The following is a 26,258-nucleotide window of genomic DNA, read 5'->3' as shown; positions in this document are numbered from 1 at the left end:
TGTCAGGTGCGACCAATCACTGCGGTGTCAGAATTTTCTGCATCAGCACAAGATCCAGCCGTTTTCCCCATTTGAAGCCCACCTCGGGCATCCGACCGGTCTCGGCGAACCCCATCGCCGTATGGAACGCCATCGCACCAGGATTAGCCGAGGAAATCCCCGCGACCAGAACATGCACCTGTTCTGCCGTTGCCACCTTTTCCAAGGCACCCATCAGCGCGCGCCCGACACCCTGCCCGCGCGCGGCAGAGGTCAGTTGAATGGAATGCTCGCGGCATTGCGCGTATCCGGGACCAAACCGAAACGGAGCGTAAGTGGCAAAACCCAGCACCTTGTCGTGTTGCTCGGCCACCAGGAAAGCGGGGCCACGCCCGGAGATATCTTCTGTGATGCTCTCGACGTTTCGTTCATCCGTTGTGAAGGTGATCAAAGTGTCTCGGATGATCGCATTGGTGATGTCAGCTATGGCCGGGGCGTCCAAAACCTGCGCCGGGCGAATGATCATTCCAGCACGCGCAGGCCATGCGGCGTCTCAAACTCGGCCCTTAGCGCGGCGGGGCCGGTATCGAACACCACGCGATCCATTTGGCCCACCAGTTTTGCCAGTTCCAACCCTTCGGGATGCGTGACCACCAGCCGCCTTAGCTGACAACCGCTATGTTGCAACATCCGGGCTGGGTGCAGGTCCCCTTGCCACTGGATGAGCGCAGGAAACAGATTGTCGAACGGCAAACGCCCGCTGGGCGGAACTGCCATCTGCCACCGCAGGGCGCCTCGGGCCAGATCAATTGGTTGTCCGACACCGTCGGGGAACATATCCAGCGCCGCTGCGATACTGGGGACGCGGCAAATCCAGTTGGACAGACGCGCGGTTCCCTGAAACAGGTCCAGATCGAACCAGCGTGTGCGTTCAAGGTTGGGGGCATCGGGATCGACAGCGATTGCCTCTAGATACAGCCCGTCAGCCAAGCCTAGTAGCCGGTTATGCGTTCCAAACGCCTCGTGTTTGCCACCTTCCTGTAGGGCGACGCCAAGCGCTTGTTCAATATGGGCTGTGGCCTCTTGCAAATTCTCGCCCGCCACGGCCAGATGATCCAGTTGCATTGGTGCCCCCTGCTAGAAAGTCTTCGTCGAAGACTTTCTAGCATAAGATTTTTCGACGAAAAATCTCAGTCTATGCACGGGTATCGCCGATCAGACTCAAGATGTCTTGCGCCGCCTCGGGGATATTCGTGCCCGGACCAAAGATCGCCTTAACACCGTTGTCATAGAGGAATTGATAGTCCTGCTGCGGGATCACGCCGCCACAAATAACGATGATGTCCTCGGCCCCGGCTTTCTTCAGTTCCTCGACCAGTTGCGGTGCAAGCGTCTTATGCCCTGCCGCCTGCGACGAGATACCGACCACATGAACGTCATTGTCCACCGCGTCCTGCGCAGCTTCGGCCGGCGTCTGGAACAGAGGGCCCACGTCCACGTCAAACCCGATATCGGCAAAGGCGGTTGCGATCACTTTGGCACCCCGGTCGTGCCCGTCCTGCCCCATCTTGACCACCAGCAAACGCGGACGGCGGCCTTCGGCCTCGGCAAAATCTTCGATGGATTTTTGAATGGCGGCGAAGCCTTCATCACCTTCATAGGCCGCGCCATAGACACCGGCCAGCGTTTTCACCTCGGCGCGGTGGCGACCGAATTCTTTCTCCATAGCCATACTGATCTCTCCTACGGATGCACGGGCGCGGGCGGCCTCAACGGCGGCGGCCAGCAGGTTTCCGCCCTCTTGGGCAGCTTTGGTCAGGGCGTCCAGCGCCTGTTGGCACGCGGCCTCATCGCGCGTGGCGCGGATATTTTCCAAACGCGCCACCTGCGCTTCGCGCACAGCGACGTTGTCAACGTCCAGAATGTCGATCGGGTCTTCCTGCTCCTTGCGGTACTTGTTGACGCCGACGATGACCTCTTCGCCCCGGTCGATCATCGCCTGACGGCGCGCGGCGCTTTCCTCGATCCGCAGCTTGGGCATGCCCGAGGCAACAGCCTTGGTCATGCCGCCCATCTCTTCGACCTCTTCCATCAGGGCCCAGGCTTTTTCGACCAGCTCATTGGTCAGGCTTTCAATGTAATATGAGCCCGCCAGAGGATCGACCACATCGGTTACACCGGTCTCTTCCTGCAGCACCAACTGTGTGTTGCGCGCGATGCGGGCTGAGAAATCAGTGGGCAACGCGATTGCCTCGTCCAGCGCGTTGGTGTGCAAGCTTTGCGTTCCACCCAGAACCGCGCTCATCGCCTCATACGCCGTGCGGATCACGTTGTTGTATGGGTCCTGTTCCTGAAGCGAAACGCCAGAGGTCTGACAGTGAGTGCGCAACATCTTGGACCGCTCTGATTTCGCCCCGAAATCGGTCATCACACGGTGCCACAGGGTGCGGGCAGCGCGCAGTTTCGCGATCTCCATGAAGAAGTTCATACCAATCGCAAAGAAGAACGACAAACGGCCTGCGAACTTGTCGACATCCATCCCGGCTTGCGTCGCCGCACGCACATACTCGCGCCCATCGGCCAGCGTATAGGCCAGCTCTTGCACCAAGTTCGCGCCGGCCTCCTGCATGTGGTAGCCAGAGATCGAAATCGAGTTGAACTTGGGCATCTCGTTCGAGGTGTAGTCGATGATATCCGAGATGATCTTCATCGACGGCTCAGGCGGGTAGATATAGGTGTTGCGCACCATGAACTCTTTCAGAATGTCATTCTGAATGGTGCCGGACAGCACGGATTTGTCATGCCCCTGCTCTTCGCCTGCCACGATGAAACTGGCCAGAATCGGAACCACAGCGCCGTTCATGGTCATCGAGACCGAGACCTTGTCCAACGGGATGCCATCGAACAGGATTTTCATGTCCTCGACAGAGTCGATTGCTACACCAGCCTTACCCACATCGCCGACAACACGCGGGTGGTCGCTGTCATAGCCGCGGTGCGTGGCCAGATCGAAGGCCACAGACACGCCCTGCTGCCCGGCGGCCAGATTGCGGCGGTAAAAGGCGTTCGATTCCTCAGCCGTTGAAAACCCGGCATATTGGCGGATCGTCCAGGGGCGCCCCGCATACATCGTGGCCTTCACCCCGCGCGTGAACGGGCCGAACCCCGGCAAATTGCCCATATGCGGCAGATCTGCGGTATCTTCAGCCGTGTAAAGCGGTTTGACGTCGATGCCTTCCAGCGTCTCTTTGGTCAGATCATCCAACGGCCGTCCGCGCAGCTCTTTTTCCGCCAGCGCCTGCCAGTCCTTGGTGTTGGTCATGTCGATTTCCTCTCGTCAATTCGGATCACGGCGGGCTGAGGCCACCGCGGTGTTGTGCTGCACCCTGCCCCGCCAACCCGGTCAAAGCGCGAAATTTTGAGCGATCCAGGCAAATCGCCGGTCGCATTCGTCAAAGCAGCAGCTATATTCAATGGAACAGGAGGCCCCATGACACGCACGCTTGCCCTTGTTTTCTCGGCACTAATCCCGCTGGCTGCGATGGCGGCCGATGGGTCCGCACCTGCGGAAGATGAGTTTGTTCGACCCGCAGGCGACAGCGAACTGTCCGAGTTTCTGTGGGTCAACCGGCCCATCATCGTCTTTGCCGATACCCCCGCCGATCCGCGATTCCAGCAACAGATCGACATGCTGGTCGAAGGCGAAGCCGCGATGCGTGATCGCGATGTGATTGTCATCACCGACACGGACCCGTCTGACCGGTCCCCGATCCGCTCGCAATTGCGCCCGCGCGGGTTCCAGATGGTGTTTGTCGACAAGGACGGCGTGGTGAAACTACGCAAACCGTCCCCTTGGAGCGTGCGTGAGATTGGCCGATCCATCGACAAAACCCCCCTGCGCGAACGCGAGATTCGCGAACGGCGCGAGGGCGGTTGAGCGCCTTCGCCACGCCCCAAGTTCCCGGCGCAGAACGCCGGGACGTCATAGGGATATGACAATAGCACGCTCATGATCATTCGAACTCGATGATCACATCGTCCACGGCAAGGCTGTCACCAGGGTCCGCGTTGATCTTGGCGACCACGCCTTTTTTCTCGGCGCGCAGAATGTTTTCCATCTTCATCGCCTCGACGGTGCACAGCGCCTGACCTTCCTGTACTTCTTGCCCCACTTCGACGTCGATCTTCACGATCAGGCCGGGCATCGGGCAGAGCAGCATTTTCGAAGTATCTGGCGGCAGTTTCTCGGGCATCAACTTGGCCAGTTCCGCCTGACGCGGACGGCGGATATGCACCTTCAGGTCTGCACCCCGGTTGCGGATACGGAACCCACCCGAAATTTTGCCGACCTTCATGACCAGCGACTCTCCGTCGACATCCAAAACAGCCAGTTGGTCGCCCGGTGTCCAATCCGAGGCAATCCGCAGGCTCGTGCCGTCCGAGAAGGCAACCGTCGCGCCCTCTTTATCCGCTTCGATCCTGACGTCGAACTCCTGACCCTGCAGCGCAACATTCCAATGCGCGCCGACCTTGCGCTCGTGGTTGTCCATACGGCCCGAGACGCGGGTGCGACGAATTTCAGCGACACGGTACATGGCCGCGCAAGACGCTGCGATACGGCGCAGGTCTTCTTCTGGCAGGGTGACGCCTTCAAAACCGTCGGGATATTCTTCGGCGATGAAAGCGGTGGTCATGTCGCCACTGATGAATTTGGGATGATCCATCACCGCTGACAGGAATGGCAGGTTGTGACCAATGCCCTCGACCTCGAAACTGTCGAGCGCCACACGCATCGCCTCGATCGCTTGATCACGAGTCGGGGCCCAGGTGCACAGTTTGGCGATCATCGGGTCGTAGTACATGCTGATCTCGCCACCTTCATAGACGCCGGTATCATTACGCACTGCCGACGCCCCTTGGGGTGCATCCCCCTGCCATTTACCGTTCACCAGCATAGGGCCAGCCGCCGTTTCCGCCGGAGGACGATAGCGGGTCAACCGCCCAATCGAGGGTAGGAAACCGCGATACGGGTCCTCGGCATACAGGCGGTTTTCAATGGCCCAGCCGGTCAGAGCAACGTCGTCTTGGGTGATCGACAGCTTTTCACCTGCGGCCACGCGGATCATCTGTTCGACCAGATCGACGCCGGTGATCAACTCGGTCACAGGGTGTTCCACCTGAAGGCGGGTGTTCATCTCAAGGAAGTAGAAATTCTTTTCCCCATCCACGATGAACTCGACGGTTCCGGCGCTGGCATAGTTCACGGCCTTGGCCAGCGCGACAGCTTGTTCACCCATCGCCTTACGCGTTTCCGGGTCAAGGAACGGCGACGGAGCTTCTTCCACAACCTTCTGGTTCCGGCGTTGGATCGAGCATTCACGTTCGCCCAAGTAGATACCGTTGCCGTGGCTGTCGCACAGAACCTGAATCTCGATATGCCGCGGCTGGGTCACGAATTTTTCAATGAAAATCCGGTCATCTCCAAAGGAATTCGCGGCCTCGTTCTTAGACGATTGAAAACCCTCACGCGCTTCTTCATTATTCCACGCGATGCGCATGCCTTTGCCGCCGCCCCCAGCGCTGGCCTTGATCATTACTGGATAACCTATGTCGTTGGAAATCTTCACGGCCTCATCGGCGTCCTCGATCAGGCCCATATAGCCCGGCACCGTCGACACGCCTGCGTCCTGCGCAATCTTCTTCGAGGTGATCTTGTCGCCCATGCTTTCGATCGCACCGACCGGAGGGCCGACAAAGGCTACGCCCTCGGCCTCAAGCGCCTCGGCGAACTTGGCGTTTTCAGACAGGAAGCCGTAACCGGGGTGCACCGCCTGAGCACCGCTTTGACGGATCGCGTCCATCACCTTGTCAATCACGATATAGGACTGGTTCGCGGGGGGCGGGCCGATATGTACGGCCTCATCCGCCATCGACACATGAAGCGCGTTGCGGTCCGCGTCCGAGTAGATGGCGACGGTGCCAATTCCCATTTTGCGCGCGGTCTTGATGACCCGACATGCGATCTCGCCCCGGTTGGCGATCAGGATCTTGTTGAACATGGAACGTCCTTTGTCTTGATGTTTGAGAAACGCAAAACGCCGCCGCGGGGCATAGACCCCACGACGGCGTTTCGCGCGATGACGGTCGAGGCGACACGCGCCCCGTTGATTTCTTTACCTACAGTTGTTTTGCGTTTTGCAATACAATACGTTGCCAGCGGCCCCGACGGCTGCGCCCACGATGGGGTCCGCGTTGAGAACGGCGGCACCCAGCGCCCCCGCGCCGCCGCCGAACAGCGCCTGTTCGCCAAAGTTGTCGCCGCAGGCCGACAGGCCCCCGCAGACGGCCAGCGCCAGTGCCAGTTTCGAGAATTGCATGATTTCTGCCCCTTCAGAATTTTTACTGCATTCGAACGCTGATGTCGGATTTGCGGAGTGATATTCAATAACACCAGGGGAAATTGCAGAATATGCGCAGGTTTTTGCCGTCCTAGAACCGATTCATGGACAAAGAAAAACGCGGGCAGGGTTTTGTGTAACTCACAAGCCTGCCCGCGGTAGGAAGGGGTACGGAATAGTAGGTGCATGTGCGACGCAGGCAAAGTAGAGCCGCACGGCCCGCTCAACATGCACGGTGAAGTTGCACGTGAAAACTGCGATCCACGAGGCACACGGTTTCCGGCTGGAATCTGCCCATTCCCGAAAAAGCCGCGCAAATAAGCGCCTATACCGATTCTCACGCCTTCACGAGGAACTGGGCTCAAAAGCGTCACAAATTCGTTACGATTTACTATCGGAATGAGACACTTTGCAAGTGCAGCATCACTTTTCGCCACCGCAATGTGAACGTCAAAATCCCTTGTATTCCACGTTTTAAATACAGGCTTCACACGCGTGTGAAATCGAACGTTTTTTGGAGCACTTTTTCTTGAGAAATTTACGCTCTGCAGTCCCGATCTCGTGATTTCCAAGAATTTCGCCGCCGTGGAAGGTTGCGCGTGCACACTCGCACACAAGGAAACATCCAAATGATTACAAAGAGAAAAACGGCATCTCTGCTCGCTGCCACTGCGCTCAGTGTGACTGGCACGCTTGCTTATGCCCAGGATGCGAATACGCAGGCCGAACTGGAGGAACTGCGCCTTCGGATCGAAGCCTTGGAATCTCAGGGACCGAACGCGACCCCCGGTGAATTCAGGATCGGGAATACGACGCTGGACGTCTACGGCTATGTCAAAGCCGACTTCTTTTATGACTTCGACTTTGATCAAGGCGACACCGCTTTCGTGAACGTCATCGGTGAACCTTCGACGGCAACCAGCGGCACTTTTGGTGCGACCGTTCGTCAGTCGCGCATTGGCCTGCTGACCAGCACACCCAGCGCCATTGGAGACATTGGCGGGCAGTTGGAACTTGACCTGTTTGCAGGCGGTGGAGCTGCTGAACTGCGCCTGCGTCACGCCAACATCCGCATTGGTGACGCATGGTTGATTGGTCAGTTCTGGACCAACTTCCAGCCGCTGGACACCTATCCGACCTCGGTCGAATTTAACGGTCCCGTCGGTATCGCCTTTGCCCGTGTTCCGCAGATCCGTTATACTGTCTCCTCGGTCGAAAACACCGATATCGCTTTCGCAATCGAAGAAAACGTCGGCGGATCGAACTCTGATGATCCGGTCTTCACCGCGTCGGCTGAATACAATGACGGCAAATACATCGGACGCATTGCCGGCCTTTACGGTCGCGCGCAAGACGGCGGCGGCCTCAACGAAGTCGACCAGTGGGGCGTGACCCTGTCTGGTTCTGCTCGTTTGTGGGAAGGCGGTCTGTTCCAGGTCAACTACGTGACTGGTCAGGCGCTGGGTCCGTGGCTGATCGGCTTGGGTGATCCGGTCGTTGGCGGTGAAGCCAACGATGTCGACGGTTTCACCGTTGAACTGCGTCAGCAAGTCAACGACAAGTGGAATGTTGGTATCGCCTACGGTTACGAAGACTATGACCTTGCCACCTCGACTGGCGATCTGGCCTTCACCGAACTGGAGACGATCCACGTCAATGCTTTCTATCAGGCAACCGAGACTCTGACTCTGAGCGCTGAATACATCTACGGCGAGCGGAACGACGTAATCTCGGGTGAGGACTTTGACGGTAGCCGCGTTCAGGTTGCGGCGCAGTTGAACTTCTGATCGCATATCACGACCCTGCCCCCCACTGCGGGGCAGGGTTTTCCCATTGGGAAACACCCGTGAAGGATATGCGACCTCAGCAAGCACGCTTAGCGCAGTCCGTCAAAGATGTCGGGAAAGGACATCTTGGCCACATCCAGATCAATCACCAAAAGCGCATCATAGCTGGTAGGATCAAACGGATCCTCGGCTGGAACGACTTCGCGTTCGAACAACCAGCTCAGGCGGCCGGCATCCAGATTGCCACGCTCAAATGGTTGATCCCCGAAGTGCTGCCATAGCGCCTCCATAAAACCCGCATCGGCGCGCCGGTCGGCTGGTTTACGATCCCGAAAGCGCTCGCGCCGGGTCAGGGGCGTTACCCCCTTGGGGTTGGCGCGGCGAATGGTGAACTGAAAATCTGTTCCGGCAAGGCGCCCCGGAAATCCGCGATGCTTCAGCATATCGCCACCCCGCTGGCATTAGTGCCTTCCGGGAAAAGAAAATCACATCCGTTGATGGACGAGGTCATATCGCACGCCTCCAAAGCTGCATGGCTGGTCAGAAACGCTCTGTCCGTCTGAAAATCAGCATTCATGGTCAGAGCCCCTCCCAGATACACTGCGATTGCTCCAACCGGTAGGCTTCGAAAAACTGCGTGGCATCGGGCTCGGTCTGCCCAAACTCGGTCGGCCGGTCCGACAGCGAAATCACCACGCGCGCAGGATTCAAATCGTATTCGGCGACATAGGCGACAGCCAGCGTTTGGCACAGATGTTGCATGTCCACCGAGGCGACGTCATACCCAATACGACCAACATCTGATCCGATCTTGGGCGCCACAAAGCGAAAGCGCAGCCACAGTTCGCCCGGATTTTCATCCAACAGAACTTGAGTCAGATGAACGGGTTGACCGGACGGCACGGGCAGCTGAGGGGGCGTTTCAGCAACCGCAGGCAAAGTAATATTCAGGAAAAACAGAGTTAAGGCGCAATCCCAGACCCACCAAAGGTGAGCTCCTCTCTCCGGGATTGCGCGCGCATGGCTTTTGGCCCGCGCTTTTCTATTTCTGATAAGGGTATCCATGTATCAGCTTTGCACTCAGAGTCAAACTTGGCCCATTGTAAAAGTTATGTGACATTGGCCAGCAGCGCGTGAATTTCGGCGATTCATCGCGCATACCGAAACCAGCCCTCTGTTACAGAGGGATATTGTCGTGCTTTTTCCACGGGTTCTTAAGCTTCTTGTTCCGCAGGCTTGCAAAGGCGCGCGAAACACGACGTCGCGTCGATTGCGGCATGATCACCTCGTCGATGAAGCCCCGCTCGGCTGCGACAAAGGGATTGGCGAAACGATCTTCGTAATCCTGCGTGTGTTGCGCGATTTTCTCGGCATCACCCAGATCGGCGCGGTGAATGATCTCGGTCGCGCCCTTGGCACCCATCACCGCGATCTCGGCTGTGGGCCAAGCATAGTTGAAGTCGCCGCGCAGGTGTTTGGATGCCATAACGTCATAGGCCCCGCCATAGGCTTTGCGGGTAATCACCGTGACTTTTGGAACGGTGGCCTCGCCATAGGCAAACAACAGCTTTGCACCGTGCTTAATCACGCCACCATATTCCTGGCTGGTACCCGGCAAGAAGCCCGGAACATCGACCAGTGTCAGGATCGGAATTTCAAAGCAATCGCAGAACCGCACGAACCGCGCCGCCTTGCGCGAGCTGTCGATGTCCAGACACCCGGCCAGAACCATCGGCTGGTTGGCGACTACACCTACGGTCTGCCCTTCGAGGCGAATGAAACCGGTGATGATGTTTTTGGCGTAGTCTTCCTGAATTTCGTAGAAGTCGCCCTCATCCGCCACCTTGGTGATCAGTTCCTTCATGTCGTAAGGCGTGTTCGGATTGTCCGGGATCAAGGTATCCAGCGAGGTCTCGATCCGATCGGGTTCATCAAAGAACGGGCGGACCGGAGGTTTCTCCTGGTTGTTGAGCGGCAGGAAATCGACCAGACGGCGCACTTCGGCCAGCGCCTCAACGTCGTTTTCAAATGCTCCATCAGCGACCGAGGATTTCTTGGTGTGGGTCGATGCGCCGCCCAGTTCTTCGGCGGTAACGACCTCATTGGTGACAGTCTTCACCACGTCAGGGCCAGTTACGAACATGTAGGACGTGTCTTTGACCATAAAGATGAAGTCGGTCATCGCCGGGCTGTACACTGCGCCACCCGCGCACGGACCCATGATGACACTGATCTGCGGCACCACACCCGAAGCCATAACATTGCGCTGGAACACCTCGGCATAACCCGCCAACGAGGCGACACCTTCCTGAATACGCGCCCCACCCGAGTCGTTGATCCCGATCACCGGTGCACCGTTTTGAATCGCCATATCCATGATCTTGCAGATCTTCTGCGCATGGGTTTCAGACAAAGACCCGCCAAACACGGTAAAATCCTGGCTGAACACATAGACCATACGACCATTGATCGTGCCCCAACCGGTGACCACCCCATCGCCCGCAGGCTTTTGGTTTTCCATCCCGAAATCGGTGCAGCGATGACTGACAAACATGTCGAACTCTTCAAAGCTGTCTTCGTCGAGCAGCAGCTCTATGCGCTCGCGCGCCGTCAGCTTGCCGCGCCCATGCTGCGCGTCGATCCGCTTTTGACCACCCCCCAAGCGGGCATTGTTGCGGCGGTCTTCAAGCTCGGTCAGGATGTCTTTCATGACGATAATCCCCTATGTAATTTGGCGGGACACTATACGGACAAAGCGCCATTCCAAAGCAACTTTCGGCAAATTTGCAAAGTTTTGGCTACACATCTAAAGAATAATGCAAAATTGAAAAGTTACATACTCATGTCAAATGGTAGGTGGCATTCCCGAAATCCCAGATTATACCATTGAACCATGCAGTTCGGACCACCTCCCGCACGGCGTTCGCCTCCGTCTATCGCCACGCTGGTACTCTTATCGGGCCTGTCGGCGCTCAGTCTGAATCTTTATTTGCCCAGCCTGCCCAACATGGCCGTGCATTTCCAAACCGACTACAGGGTTATGCAGTTGTCCATCGCGCTGTACCTGATGGTCAGTGCGATCTTGCAGATTCTCATCGGCCCGATTGCGGACAAGGCCGGTCGCAGACCCGTTTTGCTGTGGGGCATGGCCCTGTTCCTGATCGTAACACTTGGCTGCATCTACGCGCCTAATGCCGAGGTCTTTCTGGCTTTTCGCATGTCGCAGGCGATTATTGTCGTAGGTATGGTCCTCAGCCGGGCAGCTGTGAGAGACCTGTATGATCAGGATCAGGCGGCGTCGATGATCGGCTATGTGACCATGGGCATGGCCGTCGTTCCGATGATCGCCCCGGCAATCGGAGGGCTGTTGGAGGAATCCTTCGGCTGGAAGGCAAATTTCTGGCTGCCTTTCGTATTGGGCACTCTGACACTGATCCTGTGTTTCAAGGATTTCGGTGAAACCTCGGCCAAAAGCGGCAAGACGCTGCTGCAACAGTTCCGCGAATACCCCGAACTCCTCACCTCGCCCCGCTTCTGGGGTTATTCGATGTCGTCCGCCCTGTCATCCGGCGCGTTTTTTGCCTATCTCGGCGGCGCACCTTTCATCGGAACCGAGATCTTCGGCATGTCCGCAGCCGAGGTCGGCGTTTATTTCGGTGCACCCGCTCTGGGCTATTTTGCCGGGAACTTCATCAGCGGGCGGTTTTCCGTCAAATTCGGTGTGAACCGGATGGTCCTGCGCGGCTGCATTCTGAACGCGTGCGGCGTGCTGATTTCCGCACTGTTGTTCCTGATTGGACTTGGGACACCGCTCAGCTTTTTCGGCTTGATGACGATTGTGGGTATCGGAAATGGCATGACAATTCCCAATGCCACATCCGGTGCCCTGTCGGTGCGCCCGCATCTGGCGGCAACGGCGGCGGGTCTAAGTGGTGCCATCATGCTGGCAGGCGGAGCTGGTCTGAGTGCACTGGCCGGGTTTCTGCTAACCCATGAAACAGGAGCGATGCCGTTGCTTTGGCTGATGCTGATAACCGCTCTGCTTGCCGTAGGCGCGATAGTCTCTGTTATTCGGCGGGAAAGACGGCTGGGTCTATAGCGGTACTTGCACAGTTATTTTTGCAAAGTTAGCTTGCCGCAACAGAAAAGTTGCAAAGGCCCGCTATGGCGACCCAGAAACTCTATGCCGGTGCGAAACTGCGCGAAATGCGCACGCGCCTGACCCTGACGCAAAAAGAATTCGCTGCCAAACTTGGGGTTTCCCTGCCCTATTTGAACCAGATGGAGAACAACAACCGTCCGATTTCCACCACCGTGGTTCTGGCCTTGGCGCAGGAATTCGGCATGGACGTGACCGAGCTTAGCACTGGTGACAGCGAACGGTTGGTGTCGGATATGCGCGAGGCTCTGGCCGACCCCGTCTTTGATGATGCCACGCCACCTCTTGCCGATCTGCGGCTGGCGGCCTCAAACGCACCGGCATTGGCCCGCGCCTTCATCGCACTGCATCAAACCTACCGCCAAACCCATGAACGGCTGGCCTCACTGGACGAAGCGCTGGGGCGCGAAGACGCGCAGATTCAAGCCAGCCCCTGGGAGGAGGTTCGGGATTTCTTCCATTATTGCGACAACTATATCGACGCCGTCGACCGCGCGGCCGAGCGATTCGCAACCCGCGCACAAGACACTGGCGGCGTGCGTGCCGCCGCGATCAACAGCTTGGCCGAGCGTGACATACGCGTTCAGTTTTCCGATATCGAAGAAACGCGCAAATATGACGCTGACAGCAAAACGCTTCTGCTGTCCTCCCGCATTGCGCCGCAAACGCAGGTTTTCCAACTCTTGCTGCAAGTAGCGCTGATTCAGCAAAACAAGCTGCTCGAGGCCACATTGGACTTTGCCAAGTTCCAGACGGAAGAGGCCCGCGCGATCGCGAAAATCGGTCTGGCGAACTATTTCGCGGGTGCGTCGCTAATGCCCTATGGCACATTTTTGGAGGCGGCGCAGGACTGTCGTCACGATCTCGAGCTGCTCAGCAACCGGTTTGGGGCGTCGATTGAACAGGTAGCGCACCGATTGTCTACCATGCAGCGGCCCGGCGCCAAAGGTATCCCTTTCTTCTTTGTCCGCGTCGATCAAGCGGGCACCATCACCAAGCGCCATTCTGCAACGCGGCTGCAATTTGCCCGTTTCGGAGGCGCCTGCCCCCTGTGGAACGTCCACCGCGCGTTCGAAACACCGGGCCATTTCCTGCGCCAACTGGCGGAGACACCAGACGGGATTCAATATATCTCGCTGGCGCGGGATGTCTCGAAATCCGGCGGCTCATTCGGGGCCCCCGTACGTCGTTATGCCATCGCTCTGGGTTGCGAAATCCGTCACGCTGAAGCGTTGGTCTACGCCGACAATCTCGACATCAACAATGCCAGCGCTTACGAGCCTATCGGCATCTCGTGCCGAATCTGCGAGCGGCAAAACTGCCACCAACGCTCAGTCCCGCCTCTGGAAAGACGCCTCACGATTGACGCGCACACACGCGGCACCCTCCCCTACGAAGTGACCTGACCTTCTTCTGTTCAGAATACCTCGGGGGAGTCGCCGAAGGCGACGGAGGCAGAGCCCCCGCCCCTGATGTTCAACCCTTGGATAAGATCGACCAGATCTCGTCCTTCAGCGCCGCACGCTTCTTGCGCAGCTCGCCCTCAGCCAGATCTTCCATCGGCTCGACATTGGTTTCAGCGCGATGAACGACACGGTTGATTTCATGATACTCATCCGCCAACCGCGCAAAATGCGCGTCTGATTGCTTGAGCTGGCTCATCAATTCAACTTTGTCCGGAAATTCTTCGGCCAGCTCATGCGGGGTGTGGGACATTCCTGTTCGCTCCTAAAATATATCGTTGCGAGTCAAGTCTATAGATGTCTTCCAAAACCCGCTTTGACGCGGATCAAATCACCGTTGCGCGGTAGCCCATTGCGGATGTATCCACGGGCGATCATTGGCCTTGGGCAAGGCGTCTTTCCCCAGCAGATGGTCCGACATCTTCTCGCCCACCATGATCGAAGGTGCATTGAGGTTGCCATTGGTAATCTGCGGAAAGATCGAGCTGTCGGCGACGCGCAACCCGCCCACACCAATCACGCGCCCTTCAGGGTCCACGACAGCGTGTTTGTCTTCCGCCCGCCCCATCCGGCAGGTACCACACGGGTGATAGGCGCTTTCGGCATGTTCGGCGATGAAAGCGTTCAATTCATCATCTGTTTGAACGTCAGCACCGGGCTGAATTTCCTTGCCGGCATAAGGTTTGAACGCCTGCTGCCCGAAAATCTCGCGGGTCAGGCGGATACAGGTGCGGAAGTCTTCCCAATCCGTCTCATGACTCATGTAGTTGAACTGGATCACAGGGGCATCCTCGGCCCTTTTGGATCGCAATGTCACAGCACCCCGCGACGGCGACCGCATCGGCCCAACATGCGCCTGGAACCCATGCCCCTCGGCCGCCGCCTGCCCGTCATAGCGTACGGCAATCGGCAGGAAGTGGTACTGAATGTCAGGATATTCGACACCCGGCTGCGAGCGAATGAACGCCGCGCTTTCAAACTGGTTCGATGCGCCAAGCCCGGTTTTGGTAAACAGCCACTGCGCGCCGATCAAGCCCTTGCTGATCAGGTTCCAGTGTTTATACAGCGTGATCGGCTGCAGCGATGCCTGCTGGATGTACAGCTCAAGATGGTCCTGAAGGTTCGCACCTACACCCGGACGATCGGCGACCACCTCAATCCCATGCTCGGCCAGATGCGCCGACGGGCCAATCCCTGACAACATCAGCAGCTTGGGTGAGTTGATGGACGACGCCGCCAGCACCACCTCGCGCCGGGCGCGAATGACCTCAGTCTTGCCACCGCGCACAAGTTCGACTCCTGTCGCACGGCCATTCTCGAATACGACCTTCGACGCCAGACCCCGCACAATATCGCAATTGTCACGCTTGAGCGCAGGCTTCAGATACGCATTCGCCGCCGACCAGCGCCGCCCCTTCCAGACGGTTTGCTCCATTGGGCCAAAGCCTTCCTGCTTTTCGCCGTTATAGTCGCCCGTGACCTCGTACCCTGCCTGCTGGCCCGCATCGACGAACGCTTTGAACAGCGGATTCTCGCGCGGCCCACGCGACACATGCAGCGGACCATCGGTGCCGCGCCACGCCGTGTCGCCCCCGTGTCCACCGTCGTGCCAAGTCTCCATGCGTTTGTAATAGGGCAGCACATCCGAATAGGACCACCCATCCGCCCCCATCTCGGCCCAGGTATCAAAGTCCCGCGCGTGGCCTCGCACATAGACCATGCCGTTGATCGAGGAAGACCCTCCGATCACCTTGCCGCGTGGACAGGCCAAACGACGGTTGTTCAGATGCGGTTCAGGCTCGGACTGATAGCCCCAGTCGTAGCGCGACATATTCATCGGATAGCTCAGTGCAGCCGGCATCTGGATGAACGGTCCAGCATCCGTTCCGCCATGCTCGATCACCAGAACCGAGGCCCCTGCCTCGCTTAGCCGGTATGCCATCGCGCAGCCTGCGGAACCTGCGCCGACGATGACGAAATCTGCTTCCATTTTCGGGTCTCCGTTTCCCACCGGCGCACCAAGATTTTCCATCGAAAAACCTTGGCCGAACCGAAGGGGGTATTACTAAATCAGTCTGTTATTCTCCGCGGGGAAAGCGTTGGCTTTCCTCGACGACATTCAAGTCCATGTGGTTGCGCATGTAACGCTCGGATGCCTTTTGCAGGGGCTGATAATCCCAAGGGTAGTACCCCCCCTGCCTCAGCGCCTCATACACCACCCATCTGCGGGCTTGACTGGCACGTACATCTTCGTCGAACCGGTTTAGATCCCAACGCGCCTCGGACTTGGCACGCAGGGTTTGCAAGGTGCCTGCATGTTCAGGTTTTTCGGCGAGATTTTCCAACTCATGCGGATCGGCCTCAAGGTCGAACAACTGGTCGGGGTCCAACGCGCAACGGTTGTATTTCCACTTGCCATACCGCAGCGAAACCAGCGGCGCGTATGACGCCTCGGCCGCATATTCCATCGCCACGGGCGCAGTCCGCTCGGCGCCTTTAGCCAGCGGCACGAGGTCTTCGCCATCGGTCCATGGTGCGATTTCGGCCATGTCGACACCTGCAAGCGCGCCAAGCGTCGGCGTGACGTCGATGGTCGAGACCGGTGCCTCAATCCGACCTGCTGGTAAATCGGGCGAAGAGATCATCAGCGGCACCCGCGACGAGCCCTCGAAGAAGGTCATCTTGAACCACAGGCCCCGCTCACCCAGCATGTCGCCGTGGTCCGAGACAAACAGGATCGTTGCCTCTTGCCGCGTGGTTTCCAACACTTCGAGGATTTCGCCGATCTTATCGTCCAGATACGAGATATTGGCGAAATAGGCCCGGCGGGACTTGCGGATATCGTCCTCAGAGATGTCAAAGCTACGCCAGTCATTCGCGTCGAAAATCCGTTTGGAATGCGCGTCCTGATTGTCATAGCCAAGGTCCGAAACTTCGGGCAGCAGATGCTCGCAATCCTCGTACAGATCCCAATATTTCCGACGCGCCACGTAGGGATCATGCGGATGGGTAAAGCTGACGGTCACGCACCATGGGCGATCGTCCTTGCCGCGCGCCAGATCATAGAGCTTGGCCTTGGCGTTATATGCGACCTCGTCGTCATATTCCATCTGGTTGGAAATCTCGGCCACGCCGGCACCCGTCACCGAACCCATGTTGTGATACCACCAGTCGATCCGCTCGCCCGGTTTGCGATAATCGGGCGTCCAGCCGAAATCTGCGGGGTAGATGTCAGTGGTCAAGCGGTCCTCGAACCCGTGCAATTGATCGGGGCCGACGAAATGCATCTTGCCTGACAAGCAGGTATAGTACCCAGCCCGGCGCAAGTGGTGCGCATAGGTGGGGATGTCGCTGCGGAACTCGGCCGCGTTGTCATAGACGCCGGTGCGCGAAGGCAACTGCCCGGACATGAAACTGGCCCGGCCAGGCGCACACAAAGGTGAGGCTGTGTAGGCATTGGCAAACCGCGTGGACCGGGCGGCCAGTTTTTTCAGGTTCGGTGCATGCAGCCAATCTGCGGGACCATCCGGAAAAAGGGTCCCGTTCAACTGATCCACCATCAGGATCAGAATGTTGGGTTGTATCATTTTTCAGCCTCAAGAAACGTGTCGAGCACGCGCATTGCGTGGTTAACTGCCAGTTCCGGTTCCTCCGGGGCGTTCAGGGCGGCGTGGATATAAAGGCCGTCAATCAGCGCCACCATGTCATCCGCGACCTCGACAGGGTCCGACAGTAATGGGCGCAGCGCGTGGATCAGATTAGAACGGATGCGCGCCTGGTATATTTTCCAAAGGCGCAGGGCCTCCTCGTTGGTTTGTGCCAGCACATAAAAGGTCATCCATGCAGCGATCACATCGGGCGTAAAGCACGAGGGCGCAAAGCAGGACCGGATAATCGCCTGCGGGCGTTCATCAGGTGCGGCGGAGCTCAGCTCTTGTCGGGCCTCAGCCCCGAAGTCGGACAGGATACGGCGCATGGCCGCCAGGAAAATCTGATCCTTGCCCCCGAAATAATGATGCGCCAGTGCGCTGGACATACCGGCTCGCTTGGCAATCTGACTCACAGTGACGTCGAGGGATTTCTTTGCGCCAAGCTCGGCAATCGTCGCCTTGACGATCGCATCCCGACGGATCGGCTCCATTCCGAGTTTTGGCATCTCTCCCCCTTTCACTGCGCAGGATGGAAAAACGCTAGGGTGTTTTTATTGACTCGTCAATCAATAACACCTCTGCCACCTGGAAATCGACTAGAGCTTGGGGGCAATGCTGGGCGTGGTCAGGCTGCTGCGGTTCAAAACCGCCTCGCGCCAGGCGATGAAACTGACGGCGGCCAGAATCAGTGTGCCACCGGCGACAACCCAAAAGTCGACGCTTTCATGAAAGACCAACGCCCCCATAAGCGTCGCCCAGATCAGCTGCAGGAAGGTCACCGGTTGTGTGACGGCCACAGGGGCTGCCTGCAAGGCCAGCGTCATCAAATAGTGCCCCAGCGTGGCGAAGCTGGCGATCAGGAACAGGATGCCCAGATCGTACCAACTGGGCGGCGTCCAGACCGCAATCGCAAAGGGGATCAGCGCGATGGTTACCCAGATCGACATATGCGCCACCACGACCGAGGGCGGCAAGTCCTGCACCAGCCGCTTGGCCAGTAGATAAGACGCCCCTAATGTCAGCGAGGTCATCAGCATGGCGATATGACCGGGCGAAACCTCTCGAAACCCCGGTCTGAGGATAATGGCAACCCCGATCAGGGCCACGCCAATGGCCGCGATACGCCGAAACGCCAGCGGCTCGCCCAGAAACAGCGCCGCACCAAGCGTGACATAGACCGGGGTCATGTAGTTCATCGCCGTAACCTCGGCCAAGGGGATCTGGGTCATTGCATAGAACCAGAACATCACCGACACCGCATGCACTATCCCGCGTATCCCGAACAGGGTCAGATGCTTGCGCGTCAGCGGCGTGGACACGATTAGTCGCAAAGCAGGCAGCAGAAAGACCAACCCGAACACAAACCGGAAAAACGCGGCCTGTATCGGGTCCATACTGGATCCCAGCGACTTTACCAGCGCCGTCATGGCCACGAACGATATCCCGGCCGAGAACATCCAGAACATGCCGGCGACAGGCCGGGAGGGCGCGGTGAGGGTTGTCATGTTAACGGTTCAACACCGAATACCGCCCAAGAGCAAGACCCTCAGAGTGAGACAAGCTTGACCGCAATCGACAGCATCACCACACCGATAATCGCGTCCAGCACCTGCCATGCCCTGGGGCGCGCGAAGATCGGGGACAAGACCCCTGCCCCGTAGCCCAGCGAAAAAAAGAAGACAAAGCTGGAAATCATTGCGCCAGCGGCAAATGCCAGACGATCCTCATATTGCGCCGAGATTGATCCGATCAGAACCACGGTATCCAGATAGACATGCGGATTCAGCCAGGTGAAAGCCAGCACCGTCAGCAGGACCGAGCGCAGGCTGGCACGCTGGCCGCCCGTGACCTGCATCACCGCGCCGCCGCGCCACGCGGATCGCAGGCTGCGTAACCCGTACCATGTCAGGAAAATCGCACCACCATAGCGCATCGCGGTCTCAAACCACGGGACCGCCTGCGCCAGCGTTCCGAACCCGGCCACGCCCGCCGCAATCAGAATCGCGTCCGAGACGGCGCAGGTCAGACACAGGGGAAACACATGCTCGCGCCGCAGCCCCTGTCGCAGGACAAAGGCATTCTGGGCCCCGATGGCAAGGATCAGGCTGAAGCCAAGCGCAAAACCGGCGATCAGGGATGTGGACATGGGACCTCCTTACGCGATGCCCCGTTGACTACGACGATCCTGCCGCCCTATCAAATTAAAGATGTTGATCTTGGTTAAGTCAGGCTAATGCTGCTCGATCCCAACCACCTGTCGGCTTTGTCCGCCATTCTGCGTCACGGCAGCTTTGAAGCCGCCGCGTCCGAACTGTCAGTCACGCCTTCGGCCATTTCCCAGCGGATCAAAGCGCTGGAGGATCGGGTTGGCGCCGCCTTGATCCTGCGCGGTACCCCGTGCACGGCCACTCCGGCCGGGCTGCGCATTGCGCAACATGCCGAGGATATCGGGCTGCTTGAAGCCCAACTGGCGCGTGAACTGACGCTGGACCGAGAGGCTCCACTGACCCGCGTGCGCATCGCTGTACCCGCCGATGTTCTGGCGACATGGTTCATTCAAGCCATGGCGCAGGTGGATGGGTTGTTGTTCGACCTTGTACTGGACGATCAAGACCATTCCGCCGACTGGTTGCGCCGGGGCGAGGTCAGCGCCGCTGTCACCATTGGCGGGCAACCTGTAGCGGGATGCGATGCCTTTGCTTTAGGGTCGTTTCGCTATCTTGCGACGGCCAGCACTGCCTTTATGCAAAAGTGGTTCTCAAACGGCGTCGATACAGCCAGTCTTGGCCGTGCCCCTTGCCTGACCTTTAACCGCGAGGACGGCTTGCAAAAGGCTTGGATCGCTCAGGAATTCGGGCGGCGTATCTCACCGCCGTCGCATTTTCTCGCGTCGTCGCATGGCTTTGTCGATGCGGCCATTGCCGGATTGGGATGGGGTATGAACCCGGAAAATCTGGCGAAATCAGCGCTGGAGGATGGCCGACTGACTGTACTAAAACCCGATGCCCCGTTTGACGTGCCACTGACATGGCAGGTCGGGCGCATTCTGGCCCCGGCCCTGCAACCGTTGACCCAAGCCGTGAAACGCAGTGCAAGCCGCACGTTGCGGCCGCTATAGGTCAGGCTGAAGCCGAGCTTTCCGGCATCGGCAAAACAAGACGATAGCAGGCAAAGGCCGCAAAAACGGCCACCACAACGATAAAGGCAATGGCCCAGGCGACCTCGTGCATATGCGCCACCGCGGCCAGCGCGGCGGAAAGGATGACTGCGACTAAGCGGCTGACGCTTTTTATCGCTGCCGCGCCCTTGACGCGCTGATCCTTGGGGGCCACGTCCAGATAATACAGTTTTCGTGCGCTGCTGATGCCTGTCACGGCCACCGTCACGATGAACAGCGCGATGGCGTGTAGATGAACATCATGATCCAAGCGCAAGAAATGAAAGACCAAAAGCACCGACCCGGTGATGGCGACCATCAGGTTCCCCGTCACCATGACTGCCCGGTGGGATTTCATGTTCACCGCCTGCCACAATGGCGCGGAAACCAGATAGCCAGACGCCGAGGAAACGATCATGGCCGTCAGACCCTTGGCCGAGGCATGGTGCGCCTCAGCCGCGATCAGGGCGAAAAAGGGCACTGAAAGCGTAGCCGCGACCAGAGGCAAGCGCATGATCATGTAACGCCGGAACCACGCCTCGTTGAACATCGCGATGATGTCGGTGAAATAGGTGATGAACTTGCGTTTCGCCTCAGGCGCGGTATCGCGGGTGCTTTCACCACTGCGCGCGCCTTCGAACATCGCCAGAATGGCCAGGCCCGACAGGATAAAAAAGCCCACGGACACGAAGATGATTGCTGAATGGCGCGAGAAAGGCGGGTTTTCTTTGACGATCTCATGCACCAAAAGCGCCAGACCGATGGCGCCAAGCCCTCCGACCCCTAGTTGCAGGTAGCGCATGATCATGCGGGATTTGGATTGAACGTGATCGCCCAATAAATCCGTATACATCAGCATCTGCGTCTCATCGACCAACCCGATGATGAAGAAAACAAGGACAAACGCCGCCGCGATCAGTGGCACATAACCCGTCGTCGCAACCCCCAATGCGATCAGAAGGCAGAGGCCAACCGCGACCTCGGTCAGCGCAATGCCACGTTTCTTGCGGTCGTGGGCCGAAATCGAACGAGCCAGGAACACATCCGCGATCACGCTGCCCACCATGCGAACCGAGACCAGCGCGCCTGCTATGAACATCGGCAATTCCAGCGAAACAGCAAGAAACGGCAGCACGATGGAGGGGCTGCCTAGCGTCCAGGCGATTTGCGACAGGATGCTTTGCCCGGTCAACACAGGCAGGTTTCGTTTTGCAGGGATCGGGGGACTGTCCGTCATGCTCTCATTGCTGTTTTGCGAACAGCTTACCGAGTTTAACGTGTTCCGCCAAGCACACTGAAAAGGCGCATAAAAAAACCCGACCAGAGGCCGGGTTTTCCTGATCGATTAACGACAGGATCACAGCTGAGCCATGACCTCATCCGTCGCTTCGAAATTGGTCGTTACGCGCTGCACGTCGTCATCATCTTCCAGCGCATCGACCAGCTTCATCAGCTTTTGCATATCTTCCAGACCCAGCTCGGTCGTGGTCGTGGGTTTCCACACCAGCTTGGTGGATTCGGACTCGCCCAAGGCCTCTTCCAGCGCGTTGGATACGTCGTTCAGATCGGTATCGGCGCACCAGATGATGTGACCGTCTTCCGAGCTTTCGACATCTTCGGCACCCGCCTCGATTGCGGCTTCAAAGATCGTGTCCGCGTCGCCCGCGTCCGCCTGATAGACAACCTCTCCCTTTCGGTCGAACATGAACCCGACCGAGCCGGTCTCGCCCAGATTGCCGCCATTCTTCGAGAACGTGGACCGCACGGTCGAGGCAGTCCGGTTGCGGTTGTCGGTCATCGTCTCGACGATCACCGCCACGCCGTTAGGGCCATAGCCCTCGTACCGGATTTCTTCGTATTCGTCGCCTTCGCCAGCCACCGATTTCTTAATCGCGCGGTCGATCACGTCCTTGGGGACCGAGTTCGACTTGGCCTCTTTCACCGCCAGACGCAGGCGCGGGTTCTTGTCTGGATCGGGGTCGCCCATCTTGGCGGCCACGGTGATCTCTTTCGACAGTTTGGAAAACAGTTTGGACCGCGCGGCGTCCTGACGTCCCTTGCGGTGCTGGATGTTGGCCCATTTGGAGTGGCCTGCCATAGTGCGTCCTCGTCATCATGTTTGCGTGTTCGGCGCTCATATAGACGTTTGCGGGGGGCAGGATCAAGAGAGCGGCTTGCCCGATATCCCGTCGCAGGTATGGTGGCGACATGACAAGTGATCAAATTATTCTTTTTGCCCTTTTCGCCACGGTTTTCGGAATGCTTCTATGGGGGCGGTTCCGATATGATCTGGTTGCCTTTTCGGCGCTGATGATTGGTGTTGTGCTGGGCGTCGTGCCCGTGGACAACGCATTCGCCGGGTTCGGCCATCCCGCAACCATTATCGTCGCGTTGGTTCTGGTCGTGTCTGCCGGGCTGGTGCGCTCGGGCGCGGTGTTTCTGATCACTCGCTCGCTCGTCGATGCCTCGCGCGGGCTTGGCGCCCACATCGCGCTGATGGGCGGGATCGGCGCGGTCCTGTCGGCCTTCATGAACAACGTCGCGGCACTTGCGCTTTTGATGCCGGTCGATATCCAGACCGCACGCAAGGCCGGACGGTCTGTGGGCCTGTCACTCATGCCGCTGAGTTTCGCTACCATTCTGGGTGGCATGGTCACGCTGATCGGGACTCCGCCCAACATTATCATCGCCTCGATCCGAGCAGAGACGCTGGGTGAGCCGTTCCAAATGTTCGATTTCGCCCCCGTAGGCGGGATTGCGGCCATTGCCGGTCTGGCCTTTGTCGCTCTGATAGGTTGGCGGTTGATCCCAAATCGAGGCCTACAGACCGAAAGCACCGAGGCGCTGGCCGAATATATCGCTGAACTGACCATCCCGCCCGAGTCGCCCCAAATCGGTAAGCGTGTCAGCGAATTATACGAAACTGCCGAGAAATCTGACGTCGCTATTATCGGCCTGATCCGTGACGGCAAGCGCCGCTATGGGCGGTCCGCCCATGCCACACTGCACGCGGGCGACGCGCTAGTGCTGGAGGCCAGACCCGAGGCGCTGGACGAATTCCGCGCGGCGCTGAACCTCGATTTCTCGGACACGCGGCGGCAGGAATTGCTGACCGCCGAGGGCGACGGGCTAGAGGTGATCGAGGTCGTCGCCACCGAGAACGCCCGTATCACCGGGCGCACCGCCCAAGGGTTGGGGCTGGCATGGCGACAAAGCACAGTGCTTATGGGCATCTCGCGCCAAGGCCGCCAGATCACCCAGCAAGTCCGCAAGACCGAGGTTGAGGCGGGCGATATCCTGTTGCTGCTCTGTCCGCGTGACCGCAGCGTGGACGTGACCGAGTGGCTGGGCTGTCTGCCGCTGGCCGAGCGCGGCCTGAACGTGACCGCCAATGACAAGGCTTGGCTGGCGATTGGTCTGTTCGGGGCGGCCGTGCTGGCGGCCAGTATCGGGCTGATCTACCTGCCGATTGCGCTGGGTCTGGTCGTGGTGGCTTATGTGCTGACCAAGATCATGCCTATTAGCGAGATCTACAACCATATCGAATGGCCCGTCGTGGTACTGCTGGGGTCGATGATCCCACTCGGCAGTGCATTGGAGACTTCTGGCGGGACTGAATTGATCGCAAATGCGCTGATCCAACTGACCGATGGCCTGCCCGCCTGGGCGATCCTGACTGTGTTGATGGTCGTCACCATGACCCTGTCGGATGTGCTGAACAACACCGCCACAGCCATTGTCGCCGCCCCAGTGGGCATCCAGATGGCCCGCACGCTGGAGGTCTCGCCCGATCCGTTCCTGATGACGGTCGCGGTTGCGGCCTCGGCTGCGTTTCTGACGCCGATTGGCCACAAGAACAACACGCTGGTTCTGGGACCCGGCGGCTATCATTTCGGCGACTACTGGCGCATGGGGCTGCCGCTTGAGATTTTGATCATCGCGGTCTCGATCCCCTCGATCCTTGTGTTCTGGCCGTTGTGACGGGTAAAGGCTGCGTATGAAACGATTTTTGATCCTGCAACTGCGTCCCGAAACCGATGCCTCGGATGCCGAATATGCCTCGATCCTGGACAAAACCGGATTGACGCCCGAGCGAACGCACCGCATCCGGCTGGATTGCGAGAACCTGCCCGAGGGGCTGGACGTGACCGACTATGCCGGTGTGATCGTCGGCGGTGGTCCCGGATGTGTCAGCGATGATCCGGCAACAAAATCGGCGGTCGATGCGCGGGTCGAAGCAGCGATCATGGGACTGATGCCGCAGATTACCGCACAGGACCATCCGTTCATGGGCTGCTGTTATGGTCTTGGAATACTGGCCGCGCATCTGGGCGGTTCGGTCAGCAAGGCGCAGTATGGCGAACCCGTTGGCCCCTCGACCTGTCACATGACTGAGGATGGCGCCCAGGACCCGCTCACCAACGGGTTGGCCGATACGTTCGACGCCTTTGTCGGCCATAAAGAGGCTGTGCAGGCCTTGCCCGATGGCTGCGTGCAACTGCTAGCCTCGGACCCCTGCCCGTTTCAGATGATCCGCTTTGGCCACAACGTCTATGCCACGCAGTTCCACCCCGAGGCCGAGGCAAAAGACTTCGAGGAACGTATCAACATCTACAAGCATCACGGCTATTTCCCGCCCGAAGACGCCCAGCGCCTGATCGACATCTGCCACGCGGCCGACGTCACCCAGCCGGCACTGATCCTGCGCCGTTTTGCGGAACGCTATGGCTGACCCAACGGCGCGGTTGCGCAATTGCGGACCGCTCGCATAGGCTGACCAGAACGGCTTTGGGAGGAGTTGTTCTTGGATCTACTCATATCTGTCGGTTTGCCCCTGTCACTGGGCATCATAATGTTGTCTTTGGGCATCGGGCTTGAGATCGCAGATTTCCGCCGCGTCCTGACACGCGGCTACCCCTTTGCCATCGGCGCCCTGTGTCAGGTCGTGCTGCTGCCGGTCGCGGCATTTGCGACCGTTGCGCTGTTCGCGCTGCCGCCCGAGATTGCCGTGGGGTTCATGATCCTCAGCTTCTGCCCCGGCGGAGTGACCAGCAACATTCTGTCCAAACTGGCCAAGGGCGACGTGGCGCTGTCGGTCAGCCTGACGGCGGTGATCAGCCTTTTGTCGATGCTGACCGTACCCTTTCTGGCGGCATGGTCGATCAACTACTTCATGGGCGACGACGCGCCCGAGGTCTCGATCACCGGGCTGGCGATTGCCATGTTCCTGATCACCACCCTTCCCGTCACCATCGGCGTCAGCATCCGCCATTTTGCAACCGAATTTGCCAATCGGATCGAACCCGGATTGTCCAAGCTGGCGACCACGCTGTTTGTTCTGGTCGTGCTCGCGGCGCTGGCAGGGAATTGGCAACTCTTTGTCGATAACCTTGGGATCATGGGGGCGGGGCTGATCACTCTGAACCTTGGCCTGCTGCTCATCGGGCTGGGGCTGGCGCGGGTCGCGAACCTGTCTTGGAATGAGGCTAAGACTGTCTCAATCGAAACTGGCATTCAGAACTCGACCCTAGGCATCACGCTGGCTGCGCTGATCACCGGGACGGAAAGCGGGTTCAGCCCATTGGCCCTGCCTTCCGCCGTCTACGGGATCACCATGTATGCGGTGGCCCTGCCCTTAATCCTCTGGTTCCGCCGCCGCTGAAAG

Annotated in this window: 24 protein-coding genes; 8 read left to right on the top strand and 16 right to left on the bottom strand. The window is 58.6% G+C overall.

Annotated elements, in window-relative coordinates; translation table 11 throughout:
* Positions 1 to 16: 16 nt before the first annotated feature.
* The 3 genes from ACR0CA_RS09645 to scpA all read right to left on the bottom strand — a co-directional run bounded on the left by ACR0CA_RS09645 (position 17) and on the right by scpA (position 3,301).
* On the bottom strand, positions 17 to 505 hold the full coding sequence (locus ACR0CA_RS09645; protein WP_480898606.1) for an N-acetyltransferase family protein: 489 nt from the start codon (positions 503 to 505) through the stop codon (positions 17 to 19).
* Positions 502 to 1,104, bottom strand: a complete 603-nt coding sequence (locus tag ACR0CA_RS09640) for a VOC family protein (protein WP_480898604.1) — start codon at positions 1,102 to 1,104, stop codon at positions 502 to 504. The genes ACR0CA_RS09645 and ACR0CA_RS09640 overlap by 4 nt, the downstream gene beginning before the upstream one ends.
* A 70-nt stretch (positions 1,105 to 1,174) precedes the next feature.
* A complete protein-coding gene (gene scpA / locus ACR0CA_RS09635) occupies positions 1,175 to 3,301 on the bottom strand; it encodes a methylmalonyl-CoA mutase (protein ID WP_170788276.1) in 2,127 nt (708 codons plus the stop codon).
* Positions 3,302 to 3,469: 168 nt separating this feature from the next.
* Between scpA and ACR0CA_RS09630 the strand changes: the two genes are divergently transcribed.
* On the top strand, positions 3,470 to 3,916 hold the full coding sequence (locus tag ACR0CA_RS09630; protein ID WP_170769154.1) for a DUF4174 domain-containing protein: 447 nt from the start codon (positions 3,470 to 3,472) through the stop codon (positions 3,914 to 3,916).
* Positions 3,917 to 3,992: 76 nt separating this feature from the next.
* Here ACR0CA_RS09630 and ACR0CA_RS09625 read toward each other — a convergent pair whose 3' ends face one another.
* Entirely contained in the window at positions 3,993 to 6,038 is a 2,046-nt protein-coding gene (locus tag ACR0CA_RS09625; RefSeq protein WP_480898600.1) for an acetyl-CoA carboxylase biotin carboxylase subunit, read from the bottom strand.
* Between the two features lie 114 nt (positions 6,039 to 6,152).
* Positions 6,153 to 6,356, bottom strand: a complete 204-nt coding sequence (locus ACR0CA_RS09620) for a hypothetical protein (RefSeq protein WP_170769152.1) — start codon at positions 6,354 to 6,356, stop codon at positions 6,153 to 6,155.
* Positions 6,357 to 7,006: 650 nt separating this feature from the next.
* On the opposite strand from ACR0CA_RS09620, the gene ACR0CA_RS09615 reads away from it, so the two are divergent.
* A complete protein-coding gene (locus ACR0CA_RS09615) occupies positions 7,007 to 8,164 on the top strand; it encodes a DcaP family trimeric outer membrane transporter (protein ID WP_480898598.1) in 1,158 nt (385 codons plus the stop codon).
* Positions 8,165 to 8,253: 89 nt separating this feature from the next.
* On the opposite strand, the gene ACR0CA_RS09610 is transcribed toward ACR0CA_RS09615, so the two are convergent.
* From ACR0CA_RS09610 to ACR0CA_RS09600, 3 genes are all read right to left on the bottom strand, one after another.
* The gene (locus tag ACR0CA_RS09610; RefSeq protein ID WP_480856961.1) at positions 8,254 to 8,607 is read right to left on the bottom strand and encodes a hypothetical protein; all 354 of its coding nucleotides are present in this window, start codon (positions 8,605 to 8,607) and stop codon (positions 8,254 to 8,256) included.
* Between the two features lie 136 nt (positions 8,608 to 8,743).
* Positions 8,744 to 9,103 (bottom strand): DUF6497 family protein, encoded by a 360-nt coding sequence (locus tag ACR0CA_RS09605; protein WP_174819314.1) that lies wholly within the window; start codon positions 9,101 to 9,103, stop codon positions 8,744 to 8,746.
* 238 nt (positions 9,104 to 9,341) lie between these two features.
* Positions 9,342 to 10,874 carry an acyl-CoA carboxylase subunit beta gene (locus ACR0CA_RS09600; RefSeq protein ID WP_170784020.1) on the bottom strand — a complete coding sequence of 511 codons (1,533 nt, stop codon included), beginning with the start codon at positions 10,872 to 10,874 and terminating at the stop codon, positions 9,342 to 9,344.
* 183 nt (positions 10,875 to 11,057) lie between these two features.
* Between ACR0CA_RS09600 and ACR0CA_RS09595 the strand changes: the two genes are divergently transcribed.
* Together ACR0CA_RS09595 and ACR0CA_RS09590 are read left to right on the top strand one after the other, a co-directional pair.
* Positions 11,058 to 12,263, top strand: coding sequence for a multidrug effflux MFS transporter (locus ACR0CA_RS09595; RefSeq protein ID WP_170769148.1), 1,206 nt, complete (start codon positions 11,058 to 11,060; stop codon positions 12,261 to 12,263).
* A gap of 65 nt (positions 12,264 to 12,328) precedes the next feature.
* The gene (locus ACR0CA_RS09590) at positions 12,329 to 13,729 is read left to right on the top strand and encodes a helix-turn-helix domain-containing protein (RefSeq protein ID WP_480503213.1); all 1,401 of its coding nucleotides are present in this window, start codon (positions 12,329 to 12,331) and stop codon (positions 13,727 to 13,729) included.
* 70 nt (positions 13,730 to 13,799) lie between these two features.
* On the opposite strand, the gene ACR0CA_RS09585 is transcribed toward ACR0CA_RS09590, so the two are convergent.
* The 6 genes from ACR0CA_RS09585 to ACR0CA_RS09560 all read right to left on the bottom strand — a co-directional run bounded on the left by ACR0CA_RS09585 (position 13,800) and on the right by ACR0CA_RS09560 (position 19,582).
* The gene (locus ACR0CA_RS09585) at positions 13,800 to 14,039 is read right to left on the bottom strand and encodes an HP1242/YdcH family protein (protein WP_170769146.1); all 240 of its coding nucleotides are present in this window, start codon (positions 14,037 to 14,039) and stop codon (positions 13,800 to 13,802) included.
* A 78-nt stretch (positions 14,040 to 14,117) separates the two neighbouring features.
* Positions 14,118 to 15,776, bottom strand: a complete 1,659-nt coding sequence (betA, locus tag ACR0CA_RS09580) for a choline dehydrogenase (RefSeq protein WP_480898594.1) — start codon at positions 15,774 to 15,776, stop codon at positions 14,118 to 14,120.
* 88 nt (positions 15,777 to 15,864) lie between these two features.
* On the bottom strand, positions 15,865 to 17,373 hold the full coding sequence (betC, locus tag ACR0CA_RS09575; RefSeq protein WP_170769144.1) for a choline-sulfatase: 1,509 nt from the start codon (positions 17,371 to 17,373) through the stop codon (positions 15,865 to 15,867).
* Entirely contained in the window at positions 17,370 to 17,942 is a 573-nt protein-coding gene (gene betI / locus ACR0CA_RS09570; protein ID WP_170769143.1) for a choline-binding transcriptional repressor BetI, read from the bottom strand. The genes betC and betI overlap by 4 nt, the downstream gene beginning before the upstream one ends.
* Positions 17,943 to 18,032: 90 nt before the next feature.
* The gene (locus ACR0CA_RS09565) at positions 18,033 to 18,941 is read right to left on the bottom strand and encodes a DMT family transporter (protein ID WP_480898591.1); all 909 of its coding nucleotides are present in this window, start codon (positions 18,939 to 18,941) and stop codon (positions 18,033 to 18,035) included.
* 41 nt (positions 18,942 to 18,982) lie between these two features.
* On the bottom strand, positions 18,983 to 19,582 hold the full coding sequence (locus ACR0CA_RS09560) for a LysE/ArgO family amino acid transporter (RefSeq protein ID WP_170788269.1): 600 nt from the start codon (positions 19,580 to 19,582) through the stop codon (positions 18,983 to 18,985).
* An 87-nt stretch (positions 19,583 to 19,669) separates the two neighbouring features.
* Here ACR0CA_RS09560 and ACR0CA_RS09555 point away from each other — a divergent pair, with 87 nt between their 5' ends.
* The gene (locus ACR0CA_RS09555) at positions 19,670 to 20,554 is read left to right on the top strand and encodes a LysR family transcriptional regulator ArgP (protein WP_480898589.1); all 885 of its coding nucleotides are present in this window, start codon (positions 19,670 to 19,672) and stop codon (positions 20,552 to 20,554) included.
* A 1-nt stretch (position 20,555) separates the two neighbouring features.
* Here the strand turns inward: ACR0CA_RS09555 and ACR0CA_RS09550 are convergent, their stop codons facing one another.
* Together ACR0CA_RS09550 and ACR0CA_RS09545 are read right to left on the bottom strand one after the other, a co-directional pair.
* Positions 20,556 to 21,830 (bottom strand): MFS transporter, encoded by a 1,275-nt coding sequence (locus ACR0CA_RS09550; RefSeq protein WP_480898587.1) that lies wholly within the window; start codon positions 21,828 to 21,830, stop codon positions 20,556 to 20,558.
* Between the two features lie 120 nt (positions 21,831 to 21,950).
* Complete coding sequence (locus tag ACR0CA_RS09545) at positions 21,951 to 22,691, bottom strand: YebC/PmpR family DNA-binding transcriptional regulator (protein ID WP_170352472.1); 741 nt, start codon at positions 22,689 to 22,691, stop codon at positions 21,951 to 21,953.
* Between the two features lie 110 nt (positions 22,692 to 22,801).
* Here ACR0CA_RS09545 and ACR0CA_RS09540 point away from each other — a divergent pair, with 110 nt between their 5' ends.
* The 3 genes from ACR0CA_RS09540 to ACR0CA_RS09530 all read left to right on the top strand — a co-directional run bounded on the left by ACR0CA_RS09540 (position 22,802) and on the right by ACR0CA_RS09530 (position 26,255).
* Entirely contained in the window at positions 22,802 to 24,574 is a 1,773-nt protein-coding gene (locus tag ACR0CA_RS09540) for an SLC13 family permease (protein WP_480898585.1), read from the top strand.
* A gap of 16 nt (positions 24,575 to 24,590) precedes the next feature.
* The gene (locus ACR0CA_RS09535) at positions 24,591 to 25,325 is read left to right on the top strand and encodes a glutamine amidotransferase (RefSeq protein WP_170769136.1); all 735 of its coding nucleotides are present in this window, start codon (positions 24,591 to 24,593) and stop codon (positions 25,323 to 25,325) included.
* A gap of 72 nt (positions 25,326 to 25,397) precedes the next feature.
* Positions 25,398 to 26,255 carry a bile acid:sodium symporter family protein gene (locus ACR0CA_RS09530; RefSeq protein WP_480898582.1) on the top strand — a complete coding sequence of 286 codons (858 nt, stop codon included), beginning with the start codon at positions 25,398 to 25,400 and terminating at the stop codon, positions 26,253 to 26,255.
* The last annotated feature ends 3 nt before the right edge of the window (positions 26,256 to 26,258 follow it).

Source organism: Ruegeria sp. F12 (assembly GCF_056533885.1).
This window is presented reverse-complemented; position numbering and strand designations above follow the sequence as displayed.